The organism is Mucilaginibacter sp. PAMC 26640, from assembly GCA_001596135.1.
GTDB lineage: Bacteria > Bacteroidota > Bacteroidia > Sphingobacteriales > Sphingobacteriaceae > Mucilaginibacter.
In genome coordinates, this window is the sequence record CP014773.1 from 401,750 (window position 1) to 425,964 (window position 24,215).

The window sequence follows — 24,215 nt, forward strand, 5'->3', positions numbered from 1 at the left end:
TAAAACGGGCTACATACCAGCAGGTATTTTACCGGGAGCAATTGTTATCAAATACTTTCCTAATGTTCCAGCGGCAATGTAACAATAAACGTAGAACCTTCATTAATTTTACTTGTAACAGCAATCGTTCCGTGCATATAGTTAACTAACTCTTTACAAAAGGCAAGGCCAAGGCCAACACTTCCGTTTTGATTATACTGATTCTCGATCCTGTAAAACTTTTTAAATACATCGCCTTGTTCTGCCTTAGCCATCCCTATGCCCTTATCAGCAAAGGAAAGTACAATGTTTCGCCTTTCTTGTTTTATGTGAATAAACAGTTCTTTTTTTCCCGGATGCGAATATTTATATGCGTTCTCCATCAAATTTTGAAAAACACTGCCCAGCAGAACAGGATCGCTATAAAATATTAGCGAAGGATCTACTATGCTATCAATTTTAAAATCAGGGTATTTGATTTTAAAGGTAACTATATAACCTTGCGTAAACTTTGGCAGATCAATCTTCTCCCTTTTAATCGTAATGGATCTGTTCTCCAGTTGTGTAAACGATAACAACTTGTTCATCAGCTCGTTCAGCTTATCCGCTTCCTCATCGAGGATCTTTCCGTAATGTTTGCGCTGCCGCTCGCTGAGTTCAGCATCTCCTTTTAGATTCGAACCCGCGATTTTGATAACACTTACCGGGGTTTTAAACTCATGGGTAAAGTTGTTAATAAAATCGTACTGGAGTTTAAAAACTTTAAGATTAACATTCAGGTTGCGATAGATCAGATAACTAATTAGCACAAGGAAAAAATAGATAAGCAGTAACATAGCGCCTATCGGCAAATATCGGCGATCTATCTCCTTATCCAAATGCTCGCGCGTAGAACTAAAGTATAACTTAAAGTTGGAGAATGCCCCGGGCAGCGCAGCTTCTGTTATCATCTTTTCTTTAGCCACATCAAGCGGGTCATAAACAACAGGCTGGATAGTCACCTCCTGGTAAAGCTCTTTGTGCGTATTTTCTACCGTTAAGAAATATGGGTCGAGTGAAAAGGTCATCATATTTTGCTTGCCAAAAGCATCCGACCGGCGGTTGCGCAACAAGGCACGGTAAATCTTGATATCTTCTCTCCTGGGGATGTTGAGGTAGCTTATCTTATCGGGAGTTACGTTGTAAAATGTTTTGAAGATCTCGTCTTGTGTGGGCAGGCGTGTGGTATCTGCTACACTTATAAAATTGCTGAATTTGACCGCCATTTGCTTAAAATCATCGGTGGCGGCAGCGGTCATATCCTTCATGCCCAAAACCTTTCCATGCTTAGGCTTATAGCGGTAAACTGATCTAACAAATATGCCTTCATTATCAATCGTGTCTTTCCCCGGGTTGCCTACCTGGATATCGTAAAACAGCACTTTACGAACAAAGGCATAGGAACTAAAAACGGTTGCAGAATAATTTGCAGCAGATGCCGAATCGAGAAAACCCTGGTATGAGGTGATCTCTGGGATCTTTATTTGAAAAAAGTCGTAATACGATTTTGTTGTTTGCTCCAACACCTCTATTTTTTTTGAGGCAAACTCATTCTCTACATATTTGGCAGTAAGCTTATATGATACAAAAATTGCGATCACCAGCGTTACCGTAATCAGCACAAGAAAGGCAGTTATCAGCGTAAAATTAGTGCGGTATACATTATTCCTCTTGGCCATCATCACAGGTTACCGTTTAACCTGCATATTGCTGTCCAGGAATTTTTCTATCTCGGCATACATTTGCAACCGGTTGTGGTCGCTGCGGAAAAAAGCACGCTCATTTTCTTTAAGGCGATAAATAACCGGCACATTACGTTTCTGTAATTCGCGCACAAACTGATTCAATTCGCTGATATTGGCGCGTGGATCCTTGGCTCCCTGGAAAATCAATAAAGGGCTTTTGATTTTGTCGGTATGAAAAACCGGCGATATGGCTCTAAGTTGTTCAGCATCTTTTTCAGGGTCTCCTATCATTTCATAGGTCATCTTTAAAAAGGGCTTAAAAAAGGGCGGGGCATCTTTCAAATAGGTAAAAAAGTTAATCACTCCATACTTTACTACAGCACAATTATATATATCTGGGTGAAAAGAAACGCCATACAAGGCAGAGAAGCCACCGAAACCACCACCGAAAATGGCGATTTTCTTTGGATTGGCAATTTTATTAGCAATCAGCCAATTCACGCCATCTGTAACATCATTTTGGATTTTGCCTCCTACCTGTTTAAATCCTTTTTGCCTAAATGCCTTACCGTATCCTGCCGAACCACGATAATTTACCTGGAATACCGCGTAACCACGGTTAGCCAGAAATTGAACCTCTGCATCATACCCCCAGGAATCACGACCCCAAATATTATCATGCGGCATTACTACTACCGGCAGGTTCTTTTTCTCTTTACCAAGTGGAACGGTTAAATAACCGTTGATAGTCAAACCGTCCGAAGCTTTGAAGCTTACTGGTTGCATTTGGCAAAGATCCCCGAGGAGTACTGTTGCATTAATATCACCCAATTTAGTCAGCTTGTCGCCGGCTGTTTCGTATAGGTAATAGCTCCCTGGGCTTTGATCTGCATAGGTATTGATGATGAATTTGCTCTCTGTACTATCGCGGTCAACAATATATAATTCTTCACCTTTAAGCTTATCGCCAAGTTTTTTATACAATATTTCTACATCGGCATTTAAAAAATGCTTCTGCGGTTTAGCCTCATCCCATGACGCCAATTCTAAAACGTGTTTAGTTTTAGAATATACCACATCCATAATATCCGCATTGGGGCTGGCATATATTATTTTAACTTCTTTACCTGTAAGGGCGTCAATTTCTACTACAGCTGTTTTATCCCTGTCTACGTTTGATAATGCATAAAAATCACTCCCTGTGCCGGTGAACGCTATAGGTTCTACCCTATCATTAAAATTGTTTGTGATAATAGGTTTAAATGGCACATTATCATCGGCCCGGTATAAAATTGTTTCATCAACACCATCCGACGATTTTGCCAAGCGGATCTTACCATCTGCATCCGGGTACCACTTGGTAATATTTCCCGGGTTTTGAATATATAGTTTCAGATCACCGGTTTTAACATTAAGCCGGTATACATCAAAATTGGCTGCATCGCGCTGGTTCAGGATAACCGTGATCACATCCGGCTGCTCGCGGTTACGGTTAAGGATCCGGATGCGTACTTTATCTAAATTTAGCAGTTTTTTGATTTTCAACGAAGAAACATCAAGTGTGTAAACTCTGAATTCGTCACTGGCTATAATATCCTGGGTAAATACGATCTGGTTATTAAAAGTCCATGAATAGTCACGTACGGAGTAATCAGTGTAGGATGTTGCCATCTGCTCTGCACCGGTAGCAAGCGTTTTAATGTAGATATTTTGCTTATCTTTATATGGCTTGAGATACGACACGAATTTACCGTCGGGCGAGATTTTGAAGAAACTCTTCTCCGGCGTTTTAAAAAAATCGCTTACAGGAATCTGCCTAACCTGATTACGCTGGCAGCCGCACAGTAAAAAAATATAAGCGATAAATAAAAATGACCTTACAGTAACGGGCATGAATCAGGCTTAATTAATAATTATGGTCAAATTACTTATTATAAATAATGGAACAGCAAGTGTCACTACAATTTTACCCTGCAACAACGTTATATACATCAATTAAAGGCCGATAAATATATAAAAGAATGAAGCATTTTTTAGTTGCAATTGCTCTGTTTTTTGCTGTTAGCCCCAAACTCTTTGCACAAAACAACGAGTTGATCTTGGCAAAACAATACGCACAGAATGGTGAACAGCAAAAAGCTCTCGATATTTACCAAAAACTATATAAACAGGATAACGAAGTTTACTTTCAGCAATACATAAACGCACTGCTAAGTAGCAAAAAATTTGACGATGCTGAAAGCATAAGCAAAAAAATGATCCGTAAACATCCGGGTAATTATGAATACGTTATAACCCTTGGATCTGTTTATTCGCAGCAGGGTAATGCGGACAAAGCCGAAGATATTTACAACGGACTGATAAAAATCCTGCCAGCCGACCAAAATGAAATTGCTATTATAGCATCACAATTCTACCAAAATGCCAATGCTGATTATGCGGTAAGGATATTTTTGCAGGGGCGCAAAATATTGCATAATGACGCGTTATTTTCGTTTGATTTGATTAACCTGTACCGCTATAAACGCGATAAAAACGGGCTAACTGACGAATACCTTAATTTTCTACCGTCTAACCCTACGTTTATCAGCCAGGCAGAAAGTATGCTCGCCAATGTTTATGAAGGTAATGCTGATTACGATATTTTGAAATTTGCACTTTTGAAAAGGATCCAGAAAGACCCGCAGCAAGTAGTGTATGTAAATCTGCTTACCTGGCAATATCTGCAACAAAAGGATTTCGACCAGGCTTTGAACCAAGCCATTGCACTAAGTCGACGCCAAAACGACGATGGAAGTAATATCTACGAGCTATGCGCTACATTAATCGGCAATTTGGCTTATGACGCCGCGATCCGTGGCTACGAATACCTTTTAAGCAAAGGGAAAGACAACCCAAATTATATCTCGGCGAAAATAGAACTGATCAATACTAAAAATGTAAAGATTACGGCCGGCAAATACACCGCAGCCGATTTGCTGAGCCTGGAACAGGATTATTTAAGCCTGCTTACCGAATTTGGCCGCAACCGAAGTACTGTTTTTGCGATGCAAAAGCTCGCAGGCCTGCAGGCATTTAAGTTGCACAAATTAAAAGATGCGCAGGCTTTATTGGAAAGTGCCATTACTATTAAAGACGTTCGTGCCAGCCTCTTCGCCGCCTGCAAGCTAGACCTTGGGGATATTTACCTGCTAAATAACCAACCCTGGGATGCCACCCTTTTGTACAGCCAGGTGGAAAAAGACAATCCAAATACTGCCATCGGCCAGGATGCTTTGCTGCGAAACGCAAAACTGGCATATTACACCGGTGATTTTAACTGGAGCCGCAGGCAACTTGATATCTTAAAAGCAGCCACAACTCAACTAATAGCCAACGACGCGCTGAATCTGTCGTTATTGATATCTGACAACCTGGCTATTGATAGCAGCGGTACGGCTTTAAAAAGGTACGCGCGTGCAGATCTGCTGATATTTGCCGAACAAACCGGCAAGGCGATATTAACATTGGATAGCCTGACTAAAACTTATCCCGGTACCCTTGCTGCTGATGTTTTAATGGCTAAAACAAAAATTCTGCTCCAGCAAAAATCCTACGAGGGCGCTGTGGCGCTGTTAAAGCAAATTGTGGAAAAGCACCCGGATGATCTTTGGGCCGATGATGCCGTATTTATGCTGGGCGATTTGTATCAAAACCAACTCAATAATGCTATCCTCGCTCAAACCTATTATCAAAAGATCATCACCGATTATCCCGGCAGTTTATGGTTAAATGATGCCCGTAAACGTTTTAGGCTGTTAAGGGGAGATAAGAACGAGCCGTCTTAAATGATGTCTGCAGCAGAAAAATGTGATAATCTAACTTGTCACAATTCTATTATCCCCTATCGAAGACAGACGAAAAGTGATTATCTAAATTTCTGAAGAGAATCAACATAAAAATCATTTGCCCGCCAGGTAATTACCCTCTAATGCGCTCATTCAGCTTCTTTTAGTTTAAACACGAGCGAAGGCGCTTACTCCCGTGAAATCTTAAAAACTCATTAATCGGTGAAATCATTTATTACTTTTGCATCATGATTATTTATAACGAGACTTTTATCCTGGAAGATACCGTAGAACAGGAATGGCTTGCATGGATAAAAGAAGTGCAGGTGCCAGCAATTATGGCAACCGGTTGCTTTGCATCCCACCAGATTTTAACCATTATGGATTCGCCCAATGATGGAGTAACCTATTGCGTACAATACATGGCAGATACACTGGAAAAATTCCAGGAGTATTACCGCGAGCACCTTTTCAAGTTTCAGGATGCTCATCAGCAACGTTTTGCAGAAAGATTTGTTCTGTTTAACACTGTAATGAAAACTGTAGACTAATCAAAAATATGACCGTTACTCAAACCATTATTCCAGGCGTTTTAATACTGGAACCAAAAATATTTAAAGACGACCGAGGCTACTTTTACGAAAGCTACAGTAAAAGAACACTGGCAGCAATTGGTATTGATGCCGATTTTGTGCAAGACAATCAATCCTTTTCGCAGAAAGGAACGGTACGGGGACTTCATGCCCAGGCCGATCCGTTTGCGCAGGGTAAGTTAGTACGTGTGCTGCAAGGCAGCGTAATGGATATTGCTGTTGATGCACGCGTGGGATCACCAACATATGGCCGGCATGTGGCGGTTGAACTTACTGCTGCCAATCATTTACAATTATGGGTCCCGCCCGGCTGCCTGCACGGGTTCGTTACTTTAGAGGATGACACGATCTTCACTTACAAGGTAACTAACTATTATGATAAGGATTCTGAAACCGGCGTAATCTGGAATGATCCGGAACTAGCTATTGGCTGGGGCATTGATGAACGGGAGGCTGTGCTTTCTGCAAAAGACTTGGTGCTACCCGACTTTAACAGCTTCAAAAGCCCCTTCACCTACAAGGGTTAATAATTATACCAAATATACAGGCTTTTCATGAGTCTGTATATTTCCTCCCTTTTAACCCCTTGCCTAGCGGTTAAACAAAATGGTTGTGAGAAATTGATAATTAGTTACTATTTATCAACAAATTAATTATTTGTTAATAAATAGTAACTTTATTTTTCGACCTTACGTATTCATAGTTAAGACTGGCCAGTCGACTACGAAAAAATAATTCACTCACTTAATCCATTAAAACACACTACATGAAAACAAATTCTTTATTCAGGACCGGTTTATCCGTAGCAGTATTATCAACATTACTGTTAGCCTGCCAAAAAAACTCCAGCACATCTGAAACTGCTCCCGCAGCAAAAAGCGAAGTATCCGCCCAAACACTTCAAAGCATTTCAACAATGGGCTTCAGCACCGAAGATGTACATAAAGTAAGCGGTGGTTACCTGGTAGAAGGCGACATTTTACTAACGGATGAAAACCTATCGGAAACGACTATCAGCCCTGTTTTACGTATTGCAGAATCTGAGCAGTACCGAACCACCAACCTGGTAAAAAACTTACCAAGAACGGTAACGGTATCCATCTCAAACTTACCTACTGTATATGCTACAGCTACTCAAAATACAATTGCCAGGTACAATGCGCTCAACTTAACCCTTAAATTCCAATACGTGAGCAGTGGCGGTCAAATTCAGATCATTGGGTTTAATGAAGCAGCAAGCGGTGGATACATCACATTGGGTTCATCAGGTTTCCCTACAAAACAAGGCAATCCATACAGCCAGATCAAGATGAATACCAATGCGCAAGCCTATGGTTCAAACCCGGATGTAAACTACTTAACTTCAGTTTTACAGCACGAAATGGGCCATTGCATAGGTTTCCGCCATACCGATTACTTTAATCGAGCTTATAGCTGCGGCGGCACGGCAACTAACGAGGGCGCTTCAAATGTTGGTGCTATCCAGATTCCGGGTACACCATCTGCAGCTGATGCAAATTCATGGATGCTAGCCTGCTCAAACGGCGGCGACCGCACCTTTAATACTAATGATAAAATAGCTTTAAATTACCTTTACTAAACCACATAACGTTTACAATGTTAATTTTACAAATACGGGGGAGTAGGCACTTCCCCGTATCTGTCAGCTATTTACATGATAAAAAACAGTATTTACCTGTTTGTACTCCTTATAAGCATTAACTTTTGCTCTGCACAATCACGCAGGCAAGAGGAGGTTATTACGAATGTTTATGCGGCAAAAGAAACTACCAATACATCAGCGCCGGATTCAATACACTACTACATTGTAAATTTCAAAGGCGGCGCGCTACGCCCGTTAACGGGTTACCAAATCGTAAAAAGGCTTTCCCTAAACTTATATATTGTATCATCTGCAAAAAACATTGTTGCCGATGAAAGTATCAGCAGTGCGGTGTATGCTAGTAGCTTGTGGAAAGCAACCGATGATTTAGCAGGCTTAACTATCAGCAAACCCAACAGCAAAAAACTGATCACACTAGTTGTAAAGCAAATAAACAAAGGTGTGGTGGATAGAATTGCCCGTTTTGCAGATATCAGTTCTGTAAGTGGAAATAATATTACGATAAAGATAAGACTGAGCCAACTGCCAATTTTGCTAAACGATGGTAATATCACTTTTGCCACACCGGTGCGTAAAGCGTATGCAGAACTTTCAATACCAAACCTTGATCTTGGCGTAAACGCGATTTCGGCCATTGCAGATAAATTTCCGGGAATAAACGGAGCGGGAATCAATGTGAGCCTAAAAGAAGATAGCTATGATGACAGCGACCTTGATTTGTTAGGGCGTTCATTTGGGGCGGCGGCAAAATCAGCCAATACATCCAGCCATGCCAACATTATGGCTACATTGCTGGGCGGCAACGGCAACTCCTATATCAAAGGGTTGGGTGCGGCGCCTGCAGTCAAATTTACTTCATCTGATTTTGCACGGCTACTGCCGGATAGTAATTCATACTTCACAAACTTCCATATCAGCCTGCAAAATCATTCCTATGGTACCGGGATTGAAAATTATTATGGTATAGAAGCCTTGGCATATGATCAACAACTTTTTGAAAATGACACCCTCGTTCATGTATTCTCCTCTGGCAATATTGGTACAAGCACCCCGGCAGACGGTTTATACAACGGCGTTACGGGCGTGGCCAATCTCTCAGGTACATTTAAACAGGCAAAAAACGTATTGGTTGCAGGTGGCACAGGGCGAACCAATGTAACTGAAGCATTAAGTTCGTCCGGACCCACCTACGACGGCAGGGTAAAGCCTGAACTTGTGGCAGATGGTGAAGACGGAACCTCTGGCGCCGCGGCTTTAACATCAGGCACCATTGCCTTGCTGCAGCAGGCTTACAAAAAGCAATATCACCGGATGCCTGCGAGTGCACTGCTAAAAAGTGTACTCATCAACTCGGCAGATGATCTTGGCCTGCCTGCGGTTGACTTTAAAACCGGTTATGGCAAGCTCAATGCGCTTGAAGCCATGAGAACGATCACCGACGGCCGTTTTCAAACCGGCGTTTTGAAGAATCAGCAGCAACAGACTTACCTGATAACCGTGCCGCCAAACTGCGGCATGTTAAAGGTTTCATTAGCATGGAACGATCCGCCGGCCTCGTTAAATGCCCCTTTTGCATTAATAAACGATCTTGACCTTTCGGTAAAAACAGCCGCAGGCGTTAACTTTTTACCCTGGACGCTGAGCAGTTATCCAAATACTGATTCCCTACAACAACCCGCCATCAGAAAAAAGGATACCATCAACAATACTGAGCAGGTTACCTTAACCACCCCCCCGCCGGGTGTCTATACTATTGTTGTAAATGCCGGCAGGGTGAGTAATGGTACACAGACATACCATGTGGCATATCAAACTAAACAAGCCAATCATTTTGAATGGACCTACCCATCAGGCAATAACCAGCTTTTTGCTGCCGAGGACAATTACCTTCGCTGGGAAAGTTACTACAGCACATCAGGCGGAAAATTAAGCGTAAGTTATGATCACGGTAATACGTGGCAGCCGATAGAAAACGTAGTACTAGCGGGTGGCTTCTACAAGTGGTCGGCACCAGATAGTTTTAGTCAGGCGATCTTAAAAATGACTATAAATGGGGAAGACTATCTCAGCCCGGAATTTACTTTAACAAAACCCTTAAGTTTAAATGTCGGCTTTAATTGTACCGATAGGACCCTGCTGCACTGGAGCCCGCAGCCCGGGGCACTGTACTATAATGTTTACACCATTAAGGATAATATTTTACAATCCTTAATCACCGTAAAAGATACTTCTGTAATTATCCCCGCACAACAACAAGCCTCAAAGTATTTTGCGGTAAGTGCCCTTGGAAATGGCTTTGAAGGCTTAAAGAGTTTTACTATTGACGCAACAGCGCAGGGCGTGGGCTGTTATGTGAAAACGCTGCTTGCAGATATTACTACCAACAGCAAAATTCTGCTTACCTTATCATTAGGCAGCGTATTAAATTTGAAAGATATCACCTGGGAAAAACAAACCGGCGCAGCAATCTATAAAACCATTGGGGCAACATCCGTAGATAATTCCCTCAACTATCAATTTACTGATCCTGATCCAAAAAATGGCATAAATTACTATCGGGCTAAGATCAATAGCAATGATGGACAAACTATTTATTCTGAGCTGGCTAGCGCAGTGCTTTTAGGAACTAATCAATTTACGATATACCCTAACCCGGTATACACCCAGGTGAACATCCTTGCCGGCGAACTTAATACTTACGAGTTTAAAATGTATGATACAATGGGTTTGCTGCGCCTTTCAAAAACCTTTAACGGTCTGCAAAACGCCATCCCGGTAAACCTCATACCCGGCACCTACATCAGCACCATTAGCCTTAATGGAACAATTTTGTACAAAGGCAAAATTGTAAAACTTTAGTAACAATATTGCTATACAACAATCCAAAGGCAGATTTTAACACAATTTAACATTTATGGAATTCCTATCACTAAGATTTTAGTTATATCTTAGCCACTGACTAAACCATCCATATGAAAATTAAATTTACCTTACTACTACTTTTTTGTGTCTGCTCATTCTCTGCCTTTTCCCAAAAAGCTTTTTTTGTAAAAGGCACCATTCGCGATTCTGTTACTAATGTAAAGCTGGTAAATAGCTCGGTAAGCGTGTTAAATGCAAAAGATTCCACCTTACGCAGGTACAGCCGCGCTTCATCCACCGGGGCTTTTGAGATTGGCAACCTGGGTAACGGAAGTTTTATCTTGTTGGTTACTTACCCGGATTATGCAGATTACGTAGAAAAATTCACACTGGATTCTTTGCATACCGATCACACCTTTGGTAACATCAACATGGCACTAAAGTCGCGGTTATTAAAGGAAGTGATTGTAAAAGGAACCGTAGCCGCCATCAAAATAAAAGGCGATACAACAGAATACAACGCTAAAGCCTTCAAAATTGAACCCAATTCTAAAGTGGAGGACTTATTGCGCCAACTACCCGGAATACAGGTGGATAAGGATGGCAAAATAACGGCGCAGGGCCAAACGGTACCTAAAGTACTGGTAGACGGAGAAGAGTTTTTTGGGGACGACCCCACACTGGTGACTAAAAACATCCGGGCCGATATGGTGGATAAGGTTCAGCTTTTTGATAAAAAAAGTGACCAGGCCACTTTTACCGGCATTGATGATGGCGTGAAGACAAAAACCATCAACATCAAATTAAAAGAAGACAAAAAGAACGGCTATTTTGGGAAACTAAATGGCGGTATAGGTACTGATGGTTACTACGAAGGCCAGGGCCTATTCAACAAGTTTCAGGGTAAAAAGAAATACGCGGCTTACGCTACCATAAGCAACACTGGGAAAACCGGTTTAGGATGGGAAGATAACAACAAGCTGGGTACATCAGACGGTTTGCAATTTGGCGATAACGGAGATGTATTTTTCTTTGGCGGCGGCGGAGACGATCTCGATTCATTTGACGGCAGATACAGTGGCCGCGGTATCCCGCTTGCCTATACCGGTGGGTTACACTTCGATAATAAGTTTGATGGTGATAAAAAATCAATCAATACGAATTATAAGGCAGGTTCGCTGGAAGTTGACGGAACCAACAGCAACATCACGCAAAATGATTTGCCGGGAAGATCGCTCCGCACCACCTCTAACGATAGTTTTAATAACTATATGTTCAGGCAAAAGCTGGATGGGATGTACCAGGTAAAGCTTGATTCAACCTCCAATTTAAAAATAACGCTGGATGGTACGGTTAAAAACTCCCGCACCCGCACAACCGATGTTTCCAGCAGCTTACAAAACGACACTTTACTCAACACGCAAAACCGGCGACTAAGCAATGACGCAAACGGTCAGATCTACAATGCTTCGATTTTTTACAACAAAAAGTTGAAGAAAACCGGCCGGACTTTTTCGGTAAATATTAACGCGGGTACCAATGAAAGCAAAGCAAACGGTTTTTTGAATGCAACAACCGATTACTACAAAGGCGGCGTATTGGATAGCACACGTGTTATAGACCAGCTAAAAACAAATGACATTACCAGCAATAAACTTTTAACTAATATAACCTATACCGAGCCATTTAATAAATTCTTATCGGTTGTTTTAAATTACGGTATCAACCTTAACAACAGCCACGCCGACCGAAGGTCGTTTGATCAGTCTGCTCCTAACGTTTATAACGTACTGGTGGATTCGCTTTCCAGCAACTATAAGTTTAACCAGCTTGCTAACCAGGGCGGAGCCATTTTTAACTACAAAAGAGGCAAACAAACGATTAATTTTGGCACAAAGGTATCTGATGTTAGCTTTAAACAAGTTGATCTGAAAACCGGCAACGTTTATAAGCGAAATTTCACCAACTGGAACCCTACGGCCAGCTATCAATATAAATTTTCTACGCAAGGTAATTTCAATTTAAGGTACAATGGCAACCCGCAGCAGCCGTCGTTAGATCAGATCCAGCCTATTCGTAACAATAACGATCCATTAAATATAACCATCGGTAATCCATCGCTGCGCCCATCGTTCACCAACCGTTTTTCATTAAACTATTATTCTTATAAAGTTTTAACCGAGCAAAACATAGGTTTTTATGGATCTTACGCTTACACAACCAACCCTATCGTAAATAGTATCAATACGGATACCTCGGGCAAAAACACTATTCAATACCTCAATCTGCCAGGTAAAAAACCGAGCAACTACTACGGTGGCCTATATATGGACAGGAAGGTTTTGTTTTTGAACGCCGGATTGAGTGCCGATTTAAACGGGAGCACTTACTATAGCATTAAAAACGGAGCAGAAAACAAAACCACATCAAACACTATTAGCGGCCAGTTCCGAATAAGTAAATATGTGCAGAAGAAGTTTAATTTCAGCTTTTCTGCCGGGCCAACTTATACCAAAGGTCAGTCATCATTAAACCCGGAGCGAAATAATAATGGCTACGGCTTTACAGCCGACGGTAGGGTTTATTTTTACCTGCCGGGTAAGATCCAGATTGGATCTGATGCTAATTATAAATACCAGGCAGCTACACAATCGTTCGCTACCGATTTCAGACAAACTATTCTTAACGCAAGCATCACCAAATCTTTCTTTAAGGCTGATAACCTGAAATTTATAATCAGCGGAAACGACTTGCTTAATCAGAACTCAGGGTTCGAGCGCAGCGCCAACGGCCAGTATATCAGCGAAAGCCGGTACACCACCATTAAACGCTACTTTTTATTTACAGTTAGCTGGGATTTTAACAAAGTTGGCGGAGGAGCGCCTGCAAAAAAATAACCATATGAAAAAGCTATTAATCCTATCCATTATTGCATTGTTTAGCAGCAGCCTGCTGGCACAAAATGCACATTTTACTACCCAAGGCACCATTACCTATGAAAAAAAGGTGAATATGTATGCCGTTATTAAAAAAATGATCAACAGCGATAATGAAAGCTGGTACGGCCCCGCCTTTGAGCAGTACAAAAAAAATCAGCCGCAATTTACAACGCTGCAAAACACCCTGACATTTGCGGGTAACAAAACCTTGTATGCACCGATAATAAACGAGGTGCCCCCGTCAAACAGTTGGTTTAGCGAAAACCCGCTTACCCAGCAGATCAATACTATTTATACAGATCTGAACTCAAACCTGAGCACAACAAATAAAAAGGTTTTTGAAGAGACTTTTTTAGTTAAGGATACGGCACGTAAGATCAACTGGAAGATAACAGATGAAACCCGCGAGATAGCAGGTTATAATTGCAGACGCGCTAATGCGGTGGTGATGGATTCTATTTACGTAGTGGCATTTTATGCTGATGAAATTCCAGTTTCGGGTGGCCCCGAATCATTTACCGGTTTGCCCGGGATGATCTTAGGCCTGGCTTTGCCACATGAGAACGTAACCTGGTTTGCCACGAAAGTAACCGAAACCCCAATACCCGAAGCTACAGTGAAAGCCCCGCTAAAAGGCAAAGCCACTACTCATGCAGGCTTAAATGCTACGCTCACCAAAGCTTTGAAGGATTGGGGAGAATATGGCCAAAAGTTTTTCAAGTATTATCTTTTATAATGATATTATAGCAACCAACCTAACCTTTATATTTGCCGCATTGCTTTTAAGTATGCGGCATTTTTTTTTGCACTGTGCAGTGGTGTTTCCCGGTAATAGCGGCTCTGTTCGATGAAAAAATAGTTTACGCCGCTGTCCTGTGCTGCCGGTATGAGTTTTGGGAAGTTAATGATCCCCTCACCGAGATCGCAGGCAGATTCTTCTTCACTGCCTTTAGGTAGCCGGTGTTTCAAGACATCGCGCATGTGCATTAGCTTAAAGCGGCCTTTATATTTTTTTAGATATTCATAAGGGTTGAAGCCCTCGGTTACCGTATAGTACACATCCATTTGAAAATCCACCAGCAAAGGGTCGGTGTTATCCATGATCACTGCCAGGGGCAACTGACCTCCAACCGGCTTGTAAGGATAATCATGGGGATGGTATGCATACCGCAATCCATGCTTTTTGCATATTGCACCCCTTGCGTTGAATTCGTCAGCAGCACGTTTAAAGGGTTCGATAGATTTTTGCGGTCCAATCCAGGGCCATATCAGGTATTTCATGCCTATCTCGGCAGCTTGTGCAGCCATCCGTTCAAATTCGGCAGGGGTGGCGGCATTATGATGGCTGGATACCAGTTGTAGCCCATACCTTTCCGCCAGCTTTTTAAATTCCTTATTTGTCATTCCCCAATAAATACCCTTGTCTCCGCCGTAACTTTCTAGCTGAGTGTAGCCCATAGCCCCTAATTGCTTCAAGGTGCCGGGAGTATCTTTCAGCATCTCATCCCGCACCATATAAAGCTGGATGCCCAGCGCCGGCTTTTCATGACCAATCTTTAGGGCACGGGCAGATGCGGCCGCAGATGACGCTGCTAATAAGCCGCCTGTATATATGAAATCTCTTCTGTTCATCTTAATTTAATTTTCTGCTATGCGATGCATCTTGGGGCTGGGGGCTCTTGCGCTTTTGTTAAATATCTCTCACAACAACTTCACCGCTGCTCTTGTCTTTCAGGATCAGTTTTTTATCGCCATGCGGCAGTATCTCTTCTTTGATAAGGTAATAATGCTCATCATAACTGGCAAATTCGGTTGCTATTTTCGTATCAACGCTGCCGCGCCAGTCCGCAATCTGTACAGGTTCCCAGGCACCACTTTTTGCAGAAGCATACGCGGCATCTATAATGGCATTCACCACATAACCATCATAAAAAGATTCAGCCGGAGGGCGGTTTTCTTCGATGGCTTCAAACATGTTGGTAAACATGTGATTATAGCCCAGCTCATTCACTTCATCTCCTACCGGAAACAGCCAGCCGCTGCTGCTTTCAGCTTTTTCGGCCACATAACCTCCGCCCTTACCGGTACTGAACATATCAAATCCCGTACGCAGGAAGTTGTTGAGCCAAATGGTGCCTTCCGTACCCATTACTTCATCACGCAGATCCATACCGCCACGGAAGCACCAGCTTACCTCAAACTGGCCAATGGCTCCGTTAGCATATTTTACCATTCCTATAGCGTTATCTTCCGCATCAATGGGGTGCACTTGTGTGGCGGCCCAGCACATTACCTCAACCGGGCGAATATCCTTGCCTATAAAGCTTCGAGCAATTTCAATACAATGGCAGCCCAGATCTACGATGGCTCCTCCCCCGCTTTGTTCTTTATTCCAAAACCAATTACTGTGCGGGCCGGGATGTGCTTCGCGGCTTTTGGCCCATAATATTCGGCCAAGTGCCCCCGCCTTAACACTTGCCAATGATTTCAGGAACTTTGGCCCGTAGCAAAGATCCTCCAGGTAGCCACCCATAATACCCGCAGCTTCTACAGCATCCAGCATTTGCTTAGCCTCGGCAGCGGTACGCCCAAGCGGTTTAGTACACAACACATGCTTGCCGGCGCTTGCACAAGCCAGCACGGCCCCCAAATGCAGATCATTCGGCAAGGCAATCACCACAACATCCACTTCGGGGTTGTTGATCACCTCCTCCATGTCGGTACTATAAAAGGGCAGCTTATAATCTGCAGCAAACTGTTTAGCTTTATCAATATTACGGCCGTATACCGCGTGCAGCGTATCAGAGCGTCGGTGGCCCACAAGGGAATCGGCGTAGAAACGCGCAATAAAGCCCGAGCCAAGCATAGCAATTTTCATGATGGTAGTTTTGTTGGTTTACGCCGGTAAGATACTGTTAGATGTGCAAATGTGCAAATTACAGATAGGCATATGGTATACTTTGATACAAGTATACTTAACAGCATTTATACTGCAGGCTAGTGCTTCTATCATTTGTACAACTAAAAATGCACGCCTGCAGATTCGCTATTGCACCATCTTATTGGCACAGCAGGAACTTGCAAATGCCTCCGGCTTCGCTTTAAATACAAAACCCATGCTAAGTATGTAACCCATTGCTTCGTGCAGCGCAGCATTGCTTTTGAACATTGGGTTGGTATTGATATCTGCGTGTACTTCCAGCTCTACGTCGTAAAGGTCAAGCAGATCGCAAAGTTTGTAGGCAATATCAATAGATTTTTGTACTTCGTGCAGCATACGCTCCTTGATACTCATTTTTTGCGAAGTGCGGTCCTGATGAATAAACATAAAGGCGCCGCGCTGCTCCCGGATAAAAACAATAACCGTTGCAAAATCGGTAACCGAGCCTTTTACCTGCGAATCGGTACCGATGCAAACTTTTAGTTTGTTGCCCAAGTTTGCTTCGCGCTCTATGGCTGCCTCTACCTCTTCTAAAATGGGGGTTTGAATAATCTCTCCGCTAAATTTTCTCCAGGTCATAAAATTTGATTTTAAGTGAATTTTATTTCTGACCTTTTTACGGTCTATAAAAATAAGCGATTATGTATCGCTTAAACATTATATTAACGTAATATATTTGTTAACATTTTCCTGAATATTAACAAGTTAGGAATCCATCCTGACACGCATCAAATACATCATTTAGCTCGCGAAGCAGATGCAGAGCATGGGCATTTTAATAATTGCAATGACTGAAATTTGAAACATTACTCAGGCGACTGCATTTGCGGATCAATTAAATTCCCTAGATCCGATGCATCGGACACTATAATTGCCCGTTGATAAATGCAAACGAAAGTTGCTTTCAGTAGTTATGGTTCTACTGAAGTATTACGTCACAAGTTTTTACAGATAATATTTTATTTTTAAACTGTTTTTGCCCATCCTATTTAATAACAATGAATACAGGCCCTTCCGAAACGATAGCAAACTCCCCTGGTTCGGTTCCCCAACTGCCACATGAAGCAGAGCGCCTAAATGCGCTGCACTCTTACCATGTGTTGGATACGGTGGCAGAAAAAGATTTCGATGATCTTACTACACTTGCATCTGTTATTTGCCACACGCCCATTGCGTTAGTAAGTTTGGTGGATAAAGACCGCCAATGGTTTAAATCCCGCAAAGGGCTCCCAATTGCCGAAACAGCAAAAGAGCATTCCTTTTGCGCGCACGCTATTGCATCTCCAGAGCCGATCATGATCGTTGGCGACGCTGCTAATGATAGCCGTTTCGCCAGTAACCCGCTGGTAACCGGAGACCCGCATATTGTTTTTTACGCAGGTGTCCCGCTGATCAATAAAGAAGGGTATGAGCTGGGCTCGCTATGCGTTATTGATACCGAAACACGCCAGCTCACTGCAGACCAGGTAAATGCTTTAAAAATTGTAGCCAGCCAGGTAATGGATAAGCTGGAGTTGCGCCGGAAGGTAGACCAGCTGGAAACTGCTAACAGGTTGCTAATCGAGAGCGAAAACCGTTTCCGCGATCTGGTTAGCCAGGCGCCTGTAGCAATTGCTATTTATGGCCGTGAGCATTTAATTATCGAACAGGCTAACGCCGCGATGTTGCAATTGTGGGGGCAAACGGAAGAGGTAGTAGGCAAACCCTTGCTGGAAGCCCGGCCGGAAATAACCGGCGACCCTTTCGTTGATCGGTTACAGGGGATTTTTGAATCTGGCAATGAAGAAACGGGGTATGCGGTTAAGGCCATTGTTACCGAAAACGGCCTTACTGAAGATCGATATTTTAATGCCCGGTACAAACCTGTCAAGAGTAATAATGGTGAGGTAAGTGAGGTAATTGTAGTGGCAACAGAGGTTACAAAAGAATATCTTCACGGGCAGCGCGAAGCAGAAATGAAAAAAGAATTGACTTTAGCTAACGAAGAGTTAAGGCATTCGAGAGATGAGCTTACCGAAACCGTTGCCAATTTGGCTAACGTGAATGAGGAATTGGCGGCTACTAATGAAGTGCTTGATCTGTCTCAAAAGGAATTGGAGGCGTTGGTAGCTAACTTAAATACTGCCGAGGCAAGACTGCGTTACCTGCTGGATGATGCCCCTGTAGCAATAGCTGTGATGGCCGGCCGGAATCTGGTTATAGAAGCTGCGAACAAACGCGTTCTGGAAATATGGGGCAAAACAGGTTCAGTTTTAGGCATGCCGCTGACTATGGCACTTCCCGAATTGGAAGGCCAGCAATTTTTAAAATGGCTGGATGATGTTTACAACACCGGAACCCCATTTGTTGGGAACGAGATCAAAGCTTCGCTAAAACAAAACGGCCAGCTAGAGGATGTCTTTTTAAATTTTGTTTACCACCCGCTAAAAAATCAGGATAACGAGGTGGATAGCATAATGCTGATAGCTACCGTAGTAACGGAACAAGTAGAGGCCAAACAAGCGCTTCGCGATTTTAATGAGCGGTTGCAGATGGCGTTTGAAGCAGGCTCGCTGGGAGCCACTGAAGTTGACTGGGCTACCGGGATAATGAACAGTACGGAGCAATTTAAAAATAACTATGGCAGAACAGCCGATGAAGATTTTAATTATCCCGACCTTTTTGAAAGCATGTTGCCGCAATATCGCGCTGACATAAAGAAACTGGTAACATCAGCAATTGAAAACAAAACTATCTACAGAGGAGAATACGAAGTACAATGGCCCGATGGCTCTGTTCATTGGATAAGCGCCCACGGTAAACCTAAGTTTGATACTGATGGCAACATCGTAAAAATGATAGGATTGAACAGCGATATAACCAAACAGGTTATGGCCCGCAAAGAACTGGAATCTGCAGAACACAAGTTCCGGCTTATCACAGACAATATAGCCCAGCTAGCCTGGATGGCGGACCAAACCGGGGATATATTTTGGTACAACCGCCGCTGGTTTGATTATACTGGTACATCCCTGGAGGAGATGCAAGGGTGGGGCTGGCAAAAAGTACACCATCCCAACCACATTGATCGCGTGGTTAAAAAACTGAAACATCATTTCAATACCGGCGAGATTTGGGAAGACACGTTCCCTATTAGGGGCGCAGACGGAGAGTATCGATGGTTTTTATCCAAAGCTGTCCCCACCAAAGATGAGCAAGGGCAAATAGTAAGCTGGCTTGGCACCAATACCGATATAACCGTTCAGCATCGACTGGAACAGCAAAAAGACGAGTTTATCAGCATTGCCAGTCACGAGTTAAAAACGCCGGTGACCAGTTTAAAGGCTTCCCTGCAACTCCTTGACAGGATGAAAGACAAACCTTTTACACACATGCATACCCGGCTTATAGAACAAAGCTATCGCAGCATGGAAAAAATGGGCGCGCTGATTGATGACCTGCTCAACTCAAACAGTATAACCGAAGGACAGCTTAGCATTAACAAAACGACTTTTACAGTGGCGGAAATGCTGAATGGTTGTTGCAGCCATGTGCGCATAGCGGGCAAATATGACTTAATTGTAGAGGGAGAAAAACATTTGCAGATCCATGCCGATGAGCAGCGTATAGACCAGGTGATTGTGAATTTGGTGAATAACGCCGTAAAATATGCGCCCGATTCAAAAGATATTTACCTCACAGTAGAGCGCCTGGGCAATAATGCTAAAATCTCAGTGACGGATAGCGGGCCGGGAATATCACCGCAGCAACTGCCATATCTGTTTGACAGGTATTACCGCGTAAGCCATGAAGGAAAGTTATACACCGGGCTTGGTTTAGGATTATATATTTCGTCGGAAATAATAAAGAAACATGGCGGAGAGATTGGTGTTACAAGCGAGTTAGGTACAGGAAGCACATTTTGGTTCACATTACCGATTTAAATAACTAAGGTGTACCGAAACTTAATCAGACAAAATAACTCATAGCTTTGATTATTTTCTGTTGCGAGTCGGTGTCAAAAAGTTCACAACAATAAAAAAGCCGCCCTTTAAAGGAGCGGCTTTGTAAATTTTTAAATTTTATAATTATCTAGTCGGCTTAAATTGTTTAGCCTTTTTTACCGGCAGGTGTGGTTTACCTTCCGGATGAATTTCTGGTGCACCTACCATTGTCATGGCGCAACGGAAACCAACTTCGGCACTTGCCTCGTCCTCATCCATAAAACGGCGGGTTGCTGGGTTCATCCAGTAAGCCAGATCGTTCCAAGATCCTCCTTTATAAATTTTACTGTGATCATTAACCAAAGTGGTAGTACCGTACAAAACAGTATTTACAGAATCGTTTTCACCGCGGAAATCCGGGTTGTAAGCTCTGCCGCTGTATTTAATGGTTTGTGGCGTAGTTGGCAGTGATGGTTTTGTACCACCAACGGTTGGTGCATTACCGGCAGCCGCTGCTGCGTTAATTCCCTGCTGCTGGGCAATCATATCACTGTACTTTTGCTTTTTATTAGATTTTGACGGATCCTTGATAGGACGGCCATATTTATCTTTCGCATAGATTCCTTTTACAGGATCAGATAGACGTTTGTTGGTAAACTCGTTACCACGGAAAGGGTTAAAATCTTCCACTTCTTCAAACGATGTTTGGCGGTAAGTATCCGCTACCCACTCATTTACGTTACCGGCCATGTTATACAAGCCAAAATCATTTGGTTGATAAGAACGTACCGGTGCGGTAATATCAGCCTTATCATTCAGGCCACCGCCAACACCTGCGTTGTCACCGCTGCCACGCTTAAAGTTAGCGAGTATCAATCCACGGGTTTTAGCATTTGGCGACCGTACGCCAAGCCCGTTCCAGGGGTAAACTTTGCCATCATTAATATTTTCAAATGTCGTATTGCCTGCGAGCGACAAGGCTGCATACTCCCATTCGGCTTCAGATGGCAAGCGGTATCCTTGCTTCAAAATACCATCCTCTAAACGAACCGGACGGCGTGCTTTTGCATTTTTAGCATTTGGATTTAAATCTAACGGCATTTTTTTACCATCAACACCGGCTCCCTTAATCTGCCCGTTTAAATAAATATCAGTATTGAAGGGTTCTTTTAACCCCCCGGCAGGAGCGCCATTTTTACCGGCAGCTGTTTTCCAGTTGGTCATGATATCCGTAGCACGTAAAATATTTTCGTTGGTACGGTCGGTACGCCAAATACAATAATCCTGTGCCTGATCCCAGTTAACGCCTACAACAGGGTAATCCTGAAATGCAGGGTGGCGCAGGTAGTTTTCTACATAAGGTTCATTGTATGATAAAGGTTTACGCCAAACTAAAGTATCGGGGAGGGCATTGTAATATAATTCTCCATCATCCGGAAACGTGATATTAATCCAGTGCAGGTAATCCAGCCAATCCTGGTTGCTTACCTCTGTTTCGTCCATATAAAAAGAGGGAACAGTTACTCTCCGGCGTACATTATTATAATCGTAAGTAACATCCTGATCTGCGCTGCCTCCCAATACAAAAGTACCACCTTCTATAGGTACAAGTCCTGGGCCCGGTGTAGGGTGCGTTTGTTTGAAACGAAGATAACCACCATTGGTTCTGTCATTATAAGCTAAACCTGTTTTACTTGATTGTTGACGTTTACTGCAGCTGCTTAGCAATGTGCTTAAACCCATCAAAACTAAAGCAGTATTAGTAAAAAGTGCTTTCATACTTGAGAAAATCTATTAGGAGGTAAATTTAATAAAAATCAATAAAATCGTTCTATAACCCATCATTTATTATAAAAGTAAATCTGTATCTCCTATTTAAACGTATTATTTAATTAATCTGTTACAATAAAATTGATCTATAATTGGTTTTTAACGAACACATAACGACGACACCGTTTTATTATTTTAATAATTAGAACTAAATTGCACCCAATGAAGCGTACCTATACTAAAAAAATTGCTCTATATATTTTATTGGCTATCCCAGCCGTAGCTACCGCGCAAGTAAATTCGAGCGGCGGTACCTCTAATGCGATATCAACAGCTGTACCATTTTTAAACATAGCTCCAGACTCCCGTTCCGGAGCAATGGGTGATGCCGGAGTTGCCTTGTCGCCTGATGTGAATGCAAACTACTGGAACCCGGCCAAACTAGCTTTTCTGGAAAACAACGACGATATTTCATTGTCGTACAGCCCCTGGTTAAGACATTTGGTGCCCGATGTAAGCTTAACTTATTTAAGCTATGCTCACAAGATAGATGATCGCAATACTTTCGGTGCATCGTTGCGCTATTTCAACCTTGGCAGTATATTATTGGTTGATAACAATCAAAATGAGCAAGGCACATACCGCCCCAATGAGTTTTCAATAGACGGATCGTTTGCTCGTAAATTTGGCAATAACCTTTCCCTGGGTTTAACACTGCGCTACATATACTCCAATTTTGCTAACGGAAGTTTTGTACCGGGCAGTGGCGCAGGCCAAAATAAAGCGGGTAACGCAATAGCAGCGGGCGTATCATTATTTTACAACAAAGCGTACGGCGACAGCTCGGTGTTTGCGTTTGGTTTGCATATCTCCAATATAGGTAACAAAATTGCGTACAGCGATGCGGGTACTAAATACTTTTTGCCCACCAATTTAAAGTTTGGGGTGGCTAATACCTGGCGATTAGACGGGGCGAGCAAATTTACTGCAACCCTGGATATCAATAAGCTATTGGTACCCACGCCTCCCATTCGTGATGCCAACGGCGCTATCGTATCGGGTAAAAATGATGACGTGTCGGTTCCGGCTGGTTTTTTCCAATCGTTTGGTGATGCACCGGGTGGTTTTAGCGAGGAGCTAAAAGAATATTCGCTTTCGCCGGGGATTGAGTACATGTATAATAACCTGATAGCATTGCGGGCCGGTTATTTTTACGAAAATCCTAACAAGGGGAACAGGCACTACGCAACATTTGGAGTGGGCCTAAAATACCAAGCATATCAATTTGATTTTTCTTACCTGGCGGCGAGTCAGCAAAACAGCCCGCTTGCCAATACATTAAGGCTTAGCCTATCGGCCAGTTTTGGCGGCAGCAGGTAATCTTATTCACCAATATGGCTAAAATTAAAGTTGGCTTTGGCTTCGATGTACATCAGCTAAAGCAAGATCATCCTTTTATTTTGGGTGGCGTTAACCTCGAACATACTTCCGGTGCCTATGGACATTCTGATGCAGATGTGCTGCTTCATGCCATTTGCGATGCACTCTTGGGTGCCGCCAATCTGCGCGACATAGGTTTCCATTTTTCCAATAAGGATGACCGCTGGAAAGGCATCAGCAGCCTTATTCTGCTACAACATGTTGTTGCCCTGCTGGCGGAGAAGAACTGGCAAATAGGCAATATCGATGCGATGGTTTGCCTCGAAGCGCCTAAGATCAATCCGCACATCCCTGTAATGCAGGCCAATATAGCCAAAGCAGCGGGTATTGATGTAGAGGATATATCTATCAAGGCCACTACGAACGAGCAGCTTGGCTTTATAGGCCGGGAAGAAGGTGTTGTGGCTTATGCGGTTTGTTTGATAGAGCGGATTTAGATGTGCAGGCTTAAGGTGTAAAAGTCTGCAGATGAGATTGCGAATTGAATTTCTATCCGCTGTAAAAGTAGTGACCGTTTGATTTCTATTGAATTTGCGCATATCTATTGGGCCGGGTTTGTCGATCGCGTAGTTTTAACCGTGGGCAGTAATTCC

The 24,215-nt window shown here is 42.9% G+C and carries 16 protein-coding genes; 10 read left to right on the forward strand and 6 right to left on the reverse strand.

All coding sequences use genetic code 11. The features are described from left to right. Positions 1-59: 59 nt before the first annotated feature. Together A0256_01815 and A0256_01820 are read right to left on the reverse strand one after the other, a co-directional pair. Positions 60-1,697 (reverse strand): two-component sensor histidine kinase, encoded by a 1,638-nt coding sequence (locus A0256_01815; protein ID AMR34396.1) that lies wholly within the window; start codon positions 1,695-1,697, stop codon positions 60-62. A 9-nt stretch (positions 1,698-1,706) separates the two neighbouring features. Then, positions 1,707-3,596, reverse strand: a complete 1,890-nt coding sequence (locus tag A0256_01820; GenBank protein AMR30244.1) for a hypothetical protein — start codon at positions 3,594-3,596, stop codon at positions 1,707-1,709. A 128-nt stretch (positions 3,597-3,724) separates the two neighbouring features. On the opposite strand from A0256_01820, the gene A0256_01825 reads away from it, so the two are divergent. From A0256_01825 to A0256_01855, 7 genes are all read left to right on the forward strand, one after another. Further along, entirely contained in the window at positions 3,725-5,530 is a 1,806-nt protein-coding gene (locus A0256_01825) for a hypothetical protein (protein AMR30245.1), read from the forward strand. Positions 5,531-5,778: 248 nt separating this feature from the next. Then, positions 5,779-6,081, forward strand: a complete 303-nt coding sequence (locus A0256_01830) for a hypothetical protein (GenBank protein ID AMR30246.1) — start codon at positions 5,779-5,781, stop codon at positions 6,079-6,081. 8 nt (positions 6,082-6,089) lie between these two features. Next, positions 6,090-6,650 (forward strand): dTDP-4-dehydrorhamnose 3,5-epimerase, encoded by a 561-nt coding sequence (locus A0256_01835; GenBank protein AMR30247.1) that lies wholly within the window; start codon positions 6,090-6,092, stop codon positions 6,648-6,650. A gap of 239 nt (positions 6,651-6,889) precedes the next feature. After that, positions 6,890-7,723: a hypothetical protein gene (locus A0256_01840; GenBank protein AMR30248.1), complete on the forward strand. Its 834-nt coding sequence runs from the start codon at positions 6,890-6,892 to the stop codon at positions 7,721-7,723. A 75-nt stretch (positions 7,724-7,798) separates the two neighbouring features. Then, positions 7,799-10,606 (forward strand): hypothetical protein, encoded by a 2,808-nt coding sequence (locus tag A0256_01845; GenBank protein ID AMR30249.1) that lies wholly within the window; start codon positions 7,799-7,801, stop codon positions 10,604-10,606. A 113-nt stretch (positions 10,607-10,719) separates the two neighbouring features. Next, a complete protein-coding gene (locus A0256_01850; protein AMR30250.1) occupies positions 10,720-13,506 on the forward strand; it encodes a TonB-dependent receptor in 2,787 nt (928 codons plus the stop codon). 4 nt (positions 13,507-13,510) lie between these two features. After that, complete coding sequence (locus tag A0256_01855; GenBank protein ID AMR34397.1) at positions 13,511-14,284, forward strand: GLPGLI family protein; 774 nt, start codon at positions 13,511-13,513, stop codon at positions 14,282-14,284. Positions 14,285-14,310: 26 nt separating this feature from the next. Here the strand turns inward: A0256_01855 and A0256_01860 are convergent, their stop codons facing one another. The 3 genes from A0256_01860 to A0256_01870 form a co-directional block, all read right to left on the reverse strand. After that, positions 14,311-15,180, reverse strand: a complete 870-nt coding sequence (locus tag A0256_01860) for a hypothetical protein (GenBank protein AMR30251.1) — start codon at positions 15,178-15,180, stop codon at positions 14,311-14,313. Between the two features lie 58 nt (positions 15,181-15,238). Further along, positions 15,239-16,426 carry an oxidoreductase gene (locus A0256_01865; GenBank protein AMR30252.1) on the reverse strand — a complete coding sequence of 396 codons (1,188 nt, stop codon included), beginning with the start codon at positions 16,424-16,426 and terminating at the stop codon, positions 15,239-15,241. Between the two features lie 168 nt (positions 16,427-16,594). Continuing rightward, positions 16,595-17,068, reverse strand: a complete 474-nt coding sequence (locus A0256_01870) for a hypothetical protein (GenBank protein AMR30253.1) — start codon at positions 17,066-17,068, stop codon at positions 16,595-16,597. 419 nt (positions 17,069-17,487) lie between these two features. Here A0256_01870 and A0256_01875 point away from each other — a divergent pair, with 419 nt between their 5' ends. Then, entirely contained in the window at positions 17,488-20,412 is a 2,925-nt protein-coding gene (locus A0256_01875; protein AMR30254.1) for a hypothetical protein, read from the forward strand. A gap of 144 nt (positions 20,413-20,556) precedes the next feature. On the opposite strand, the gene A0256_01880 is transcribed toward A0256_01875, so the two are convergent. Then, entirely contained in the window at positions 20,557-22,191 is a 1,635-nt protein-coding gene (locus tag A0256_01880) for a gliding motility lipoprotein GldJ (protein AMR30255.1), read from the reverse strand. 213 nt (positions 22,192-22,404) lie between these two features. On the opposite strand from A0256_01880, the gene A0256_01885 reads away from it, so the two are divergent. Together A0256_01885 and A0256_01890 are read left to right on the forward strand one after the other, a co-directional pair. After that, positions 22,405-23,562, forward strand: coding sequence for a hypothetical protein (locus A0256_01885; protein ID AMR30256.1), 1,158 nt, complete (start codon positions 22,405-22,407; stop codon positions 23,560-23,562). 14 nt (positions 23,563-23,576) lie between these two features. Then, positions 23,577-24,059, forward strand: coding sequence for a 2-C-methyl-D-erythritol 2,4-cyclodiphosphate synthase (locus tag A0256_01890; protein ID AMR30257.1), 483 nt, complete (start codon positions 23,577-23,579; stop codon positions 24,057-24,059). Positions 24,060-24,215: the final 156 nt, after the last annotated feature.

Coding starts and splice junctions, on each gene's coding strand:
- A0256_01815 (AMR34396.1), bottom strand. CDS start 1,697: ATGGCCAAGAGGAATAATGTATACCGCACTAATTTTACGCTGATAACT.
- A0256_01820 (AMR30244.1), bottom strand. CDS start 3,596: ATGCCCGTTACTGTAAGGTCATTTTTATTTATCGCTTATATTTTTTTA.
- A0256_01825 (AMR30245.1), top strand. CDS start 3,725: ATGAAGCATTTTTTAGTTGCAATTGCTCTGTTTTTTGCTGTTAGCCCC.
- A0256_01830 (AMR30246.1), top strand. CDS start 5,779: ATGATTATTTATAACGAGACTTTTATCCTGGAAGATACCGTAGAACAG.
- A0256_01835 (AMR30247.1), top strand. CDS start 6,090: ATGACCGTTACTCAAACCATTATTCCAGGCGTTTTAATACTGGAACCA.
- A0256_01840 (AMR30248.1), top strand. CDS start 6,890: ATGAAAACAAATTCTTTATTCAGGACCGGTTTATCCGTAGCAGTATTA.
- A0256_01845 (AMR30249.1), top strand. CDS start 7,799: ATGATAAAAAACAGTATTTACCTGTTTGTACTCCTTATAAGCATTAAC.
- A0256_01850 (AMR30250.1), top strand. CDS start 10,720: ATGAAAATTAAATTTACCTTACTACTACTTTTTTGTGTCTGCTCATTC.
- A0256_01855 (AMR34397.1), top strand. CDS start 13,511: ATGAAAAAGCTATTAATCCTATCCATTATTGCATTGTTTAGCAGCAGC.
- A0256_01860 (AMR30251.1), bottom strand. CDS start 15,180: ATGAACAGAAGAGATTTCATATATACAGGCGGCTTATTAGCAGCGTCA.
- A0256_01865 (AMR30252.1), bottom strand. CDS start 16,426: ATGAAAATTGCTATGCTTGGCTCGGGCTTTATTGCGCGTTTCTACGCC.
- A0256_01870 (AMR30253.1), bottom strand. CDS start 17,068: ATGACCTGGAGAAAATTTAGCGGAGAGATTATTCAAACCCCCATTTTA.
- A0256_01875 (AMR30254.1), top strand. CDS start 17,488: ATGAATACAGGCCCTTCCGAAACGATAGCAAACTCCCCTGGTTCGGTT.
- A0256_01880 (AMR30255.1), bottom strand. CDS start 22,191: ATGAAAGCACTTTTTACTAATACTGCTTTAGTTTTGATGGGTTTAAGC.
- A0256_01885 (AMR30256.1), top strand. CDS start 22,405: ATGAAGCGTACCTATACTAAAAAAATTGCTCTATATATTTTATTGGCT.
- A0256_01890 (AMR30257.1), top strand. CDS start 23,577: ATGGCTAAAATTAAAGTTGGCTTTGGCTTCGATGTACATCAGCTAAAG.